3 protein-coding genes are annotated in these 4,293 nt (G+C 70.1%); 2 read left to right on the forward strand and 1 reads right to left on the reverse strand.

All coding sequences use genetic code 11. The annotated features are described in order from the left end of the window. Positions 1–541, forward strand: a 541-nt coding sequence (locus tag GA0115259_RS28945) for an MsnO8 family LLM class oxidoreductase (protein ID WP_141716728.1), incomplete at its 5' end; no start/stop codon positions are given. Between the two features lie 62 nt (positions 542–603). Here GA0115259_RS28945 and GA0115259_RS28950 read toward each other — a convergent pair. Then, the gene (locus tag GA0115259_RS28950) at positions 604–2,568 is read right to left on the reverse strand and encodes a putative bifunctional diguanylate cyclase/phosphodiesterase (protein WP_176732689.1); all 1,965 of its coding nucleotides are present in this window, start codon (positions 2,566–2,568) and stop codon (positions 604–606) included. A 344-nt stretch (positions 2,569–2,912) separates the two neighbouring features. Here GA0115259_RS28950 and GA0115259_RS28955 point away from each other — a divergent pair, with 344 nt between their 5' ends. Further along, a complete protein-coding gene (locus GA0115259_RS28955) occupies positions 2,913–4,157 on the forward strand; it encodes a M6 family metalloprotease domain-containing protein (protein WP_256098190.1) in 1,245 nt (414 codons plus the stop codon). Positions 4,158–4,293: the final 136 nt, after the last annotated feature.

Genomic DNA, 4,293 nt, shown 5'->3' on the forward strand with positions numbered 1-4,293 from the left:
CGGACCGGTCCAGGGCCCCCCCGCCCGGCCGCCGATCTGGCTGCTCGGCTCGTCCGGCTTCAGCGCGCGGCTGGCCGGTGTGCTGGGACTGCCCTTCGCCTTCGCCCATCACTTCTCGGCGCAGAACACGATCCCCGCGCTCGATCTCTACCGTGAGAGCTTCCGTCCCTCCGAGGTGCTGGACGCTCCGTACGCCCTGATCGGTGTCGCGGCGATGGCCTGTGACGACGAGCGCGAGGCCCGCCGCCAGGTGCTCACCGGTGCCCTCTCGATGGTCCGGCTGCGCACCGGCCGTCCGGGGCTCGTGCCGACGCCGGAGGAGGCCGAGGCGTACCGGTTCAGCTCGTTGGAGCAGGAGTTCGTGAACACCTGGCTCACCAATATCGTCCATGGCACGCCGGACGCGGTACGGGACGGTCTCAACGACCTCCAGAAGCGCACCGGCGCCGACGAGTTGATGATCACCGCCAATGCCCATGGCGGCGAGGCGCGGCTGCGCAGCTACGAACTCATCGCGGACGCCTACGCCCTGCCCGTCTGAGACGAGAGTCACACTCTCGGGAGAGGAGCAGACCGCGCCCGCCGGTCGGACCTCCGGCCGGATCAGGCCTTCTGCGCGCCCGCGCCCGCCGCGATCATCTCCGCGATCCGTTCCGGTGCCACCGGGCGGGAGAAGAGCCAGCCCTGGCCCGTGTCACAGCCGATCCGCTGGAGACGGGCAGCCTGGCCCGAGGTCTCCACGCACTCCGCGGTCACCGTCAGCCCCAGCCGGTGGGCGAGCTGGACCAGCGCCTCGACAATCGTCTCGTCGGCCGGATTCGGATGGACGCCCTCGTCGTACCGGAAGCCACGGACGAACGAGCCGTCCAGTTTGAGCACCGAGACCGGCAGCCTGCTCAGATATGCGAGATTCGAGTAGCCGGTCCCGAAGTCGTCGATGGCGATCCGTACGCCCATGTCGCTCAGCGCCTGGAGGGCCTGGAGCGGCCGGCCCGCCGAGCCCATCACCGCGGACTCCGTCAGCTCCAGTTGCAGCAGATGCGGCGCGAGTCCGGTCTCCGCCAGGATCTCGGCCACGTCCGCGACCAGATCCGAGTCCCAGACCTGGCGTACGGCGACATTGACGCTGACGAAGAGCGGCCGGGCGTGCGGATGGCCGAGCTGCCACTGTCTGGCCTGGCGGCAGGCCGTGCGCAGCACCCACCGGCCGAGCTGCACGATCGAGCCGTCCTCCTCGGCGATTCCGATGAACCGATTCGGCGCGAGCGTCCCGAATTGCGGATGGTTCCAGCGCACCAGCGCCTCCACGCCGCGCACCACTCCGTCGGCCATCCCGACCAGCGGCTGGTACTGGAGCACGAACTCCTCGCGCTCGACCGCGGGACGCAGCCGCGAGGTCAGAGCCTGCCTTGTCATCCGGTGGGCGTTGCGCTCCGGGTCGAAGAGAGTCCAGCGTGCCTTGCCGTCGGCCTTCGCCCAGTACAGCGTGGTGTCGGCGGCCTGCATCAGACCGGTCGGCGTGGTGCCCTCGGCGGCCCGTTCCACGACGCCGATCGAGGCCGAGACCGAGAGCCGCTGCCCAGCCAGATCGAAAGGGCGCTGGAGCGCGGTGAGTACGGAGCGGGCGAGATCGGCGAGCTGTTCCGTGCCGATGGAGTCCTCGACCAGGATCGCGAACTCGTCACCGCCGAGCCGGGCGACCAAGTGACCGCCGCTGCGCGTGTATCCGTCCTGGTCGGCGCATTCGGTGAGGCGCGTGGCGACGGCGGCGAGCAGCCGGTCGCCGGTGCGATGGCCGAGCGTGTCGTTGACGGCCTTGAAGCCGTCGAGATCGAGGTAGCACAGACCGATCCGCCCTGTTCTGCCATCGCCCCTGGCATCGCCGTACGGGCCCCGGGCATAGGCTCCGGCGTCGTGCGTCCCGCTCGTCCCGCCGCCGTAGCCGGCCGCCGCCGAGGTCTCCAGCGCCGAGGCGAGCCGTTCGAAGAACAGCGTGCGGTTGGGCAGCCGCGTCACCGGATCGTGCATCTGGAGATGTCGCAGCCGCGCCTGGAGCTCGCGCCGGTCGCTGATGTCCGCGATCGAGAGCAGCGCGGTGCTGCTCTCCGGTACGGGCGCGACGGTGACTTCGGCCCAGAGCGTCCGTCCGTCGGAGTGCTTGAGCCGGCGCGTGCAGCGGAAGTGGGCGCGGCGGCTGTCCAGCACCGCGCGATAGGCGTGCCAGGTGCGGCCGTCCGAGGCGAGATCGACGAGATCGGCGGCGGACTGGTCGAAGAGCGCGGCGCGCTGGGTGCCGAGGAGGGCGGCGAGCGCGTCGTTGGCGCTGATGACGGTGCCCTCATTGTCGAGGACGGCCATGGCGAGCTGGGCGGCGTGGAACGCGGCGCGGTAGTCGCGTCCGTCCACGGCGGTGTCGCTGACTCTGCCGATGGGATGACGCTCCGTGATCGAATCCTTGGCCGGTTCATGGACCGTCTCACCGGCCGGAGGCCCGTCGCCGCCGTGCGCGGCGACCGCCGCATGGCGCTGCCGGTGCGGCCCTTGCGGCCCTTCGGAGGTTCCGCTCACGGCTCGCTCCCGCGGTGCAGTCGTGTCGTACAAGTCGTACCGAGTGGTCGGGACGGCCGGCCAGGGAAAGTGTGCCGATCATAGAGGGCGGCCGGGTGGCCGTTCCAGCTCCGGTGGACGGAACGCGAGCGTCAGGCGCCGGCGGTCCGCCCTCGGGCGATCGTTTCTGCCTGCCTGTGGCCCGGTCGGTCCCGCCGTGAGGACCTGTGACTTTCCGTGACCCGTCGGGGTGTCGGACAGAACGCGTGACACTCCTCACCCGTGTGGGGCAGCGGAACAGGGCGTATCACCATAAAACGGCACAGTGTGGGTGAGGTATCCCCTAACCGGAGCCGGAGGTCGATGTGGAGCGTCCGCAGCCATCGGCGGGAGTGGACCGGCCCCGCCTGCGCAGTACCGCGGCCGGCTTCATCTCACTGATGGCGCTCGCCGCCATGGCACTGGTCACCGGGCCCGCGGCGGACGCGGTCGCCGAAGGGCCCTGCGCGCTGACGCGGACCTCCGCCCATCACTCCCTCGGTCTCGACACCTGGAACGGCTCCTATCCGCGCCCGGACCGTCCGCTCGACGCGGTCATGGTCTTTCTCTCCTTCCCGGACTCCAAGAAGCTGCCCGATCCGGCGGAGCTGGCGGCCGATCACTTCCCGGCCACCAGCCGCTTCTACGAGCAGGCCTCGTACGGCAAGTTCCGGCTGCGGGCCCATCCGAAGCTCCAGTGGGCGCGGATGCCGCACGCCTCCACCGCGTACGGGATGCGCCGCGACTGGGAGCCGGCCCGGCGCACGGCCTATCTGCGGGACGCGCTGGCCACCGCCGATCCGCTGGTCGACTTCTCGCGCTACGACGTCGTCTATCTGGTCGCCGACCCGGAGGCCCCCGGTGTCGACTCCGACGCCACGAAGGTGGTCAACTTCGAGCAGCCGATGAAGGCGGACGGTACGGAGATCAAGCGCATCGTCACCGTCTTCGAGCGCCATCCTCCGGACCGCAATGTGCTGGCCCACGAGACCGGGCATGTCTTCGATCTGCCGGATCTCTACCACCGGCCCGTGGACGGCAAGGGCGACTGGGACACCTATGTCGGCGACTGGGATGTGATGGGCAGCCAGTTCGGGATGTCGCCGGATCTTTTCGGCTGGCACAAGTGGAAGCTCGGCTGGCTGGACCGGAGCCAGGTGCGGTGTGTCGGATCGACGGGTACGAGTCTGCTCAGCCTGGAGCCGATCGCCGCCGCGCCGTCGGTGGCCGGGAGTACGGGGACGAGGCTGGCGGTCGTCAGGACCGGTGACAACTCCGCCCTGGTCATCGAGGCGCGCACGGCGACCGGCAACGATCTCCACACCTGCACCGAGGGCGTGCTGATCTACCGGGTGCGCGGCGGTACGGCGTCGGGCGGCGGCCCGGTCGAGGTGGTGGACACCCATCCGCACAGCCAGGCCTGCTGGGACCAGTCGGTGTATCCGCCGCTCGCGGACGCGCCGCTGGGTGTCGGCGAGACGTTCACGGTGCCGGGAGAGCGGACGAAGGTGGAGGTGGCGGACCGTACGGCCGGAGGCGCCTGGACGGTCAAGATCACGCCGCACTCGTGAAACGCCACGCTCATGAGCGGAACACTGAGCGGAAAACGAAGAGGCCCTTCGCTCTCGCGAAGGGCCTCTTCCGTCGGTGCGCCGCCAGGGACTCGAACCCCGGACCCGCTGATTAAGAGTCAGCTGCTCTAACCAA

This window comes from Streptomyces sp. MnatMP-M17 (genome assembly GCF_900091995.1).
Classification (GTDB): Bacteria; Actinomycetota; Actinomycetes; order Streptomycetales; family Streptomycetaceae; genus Streptomyces.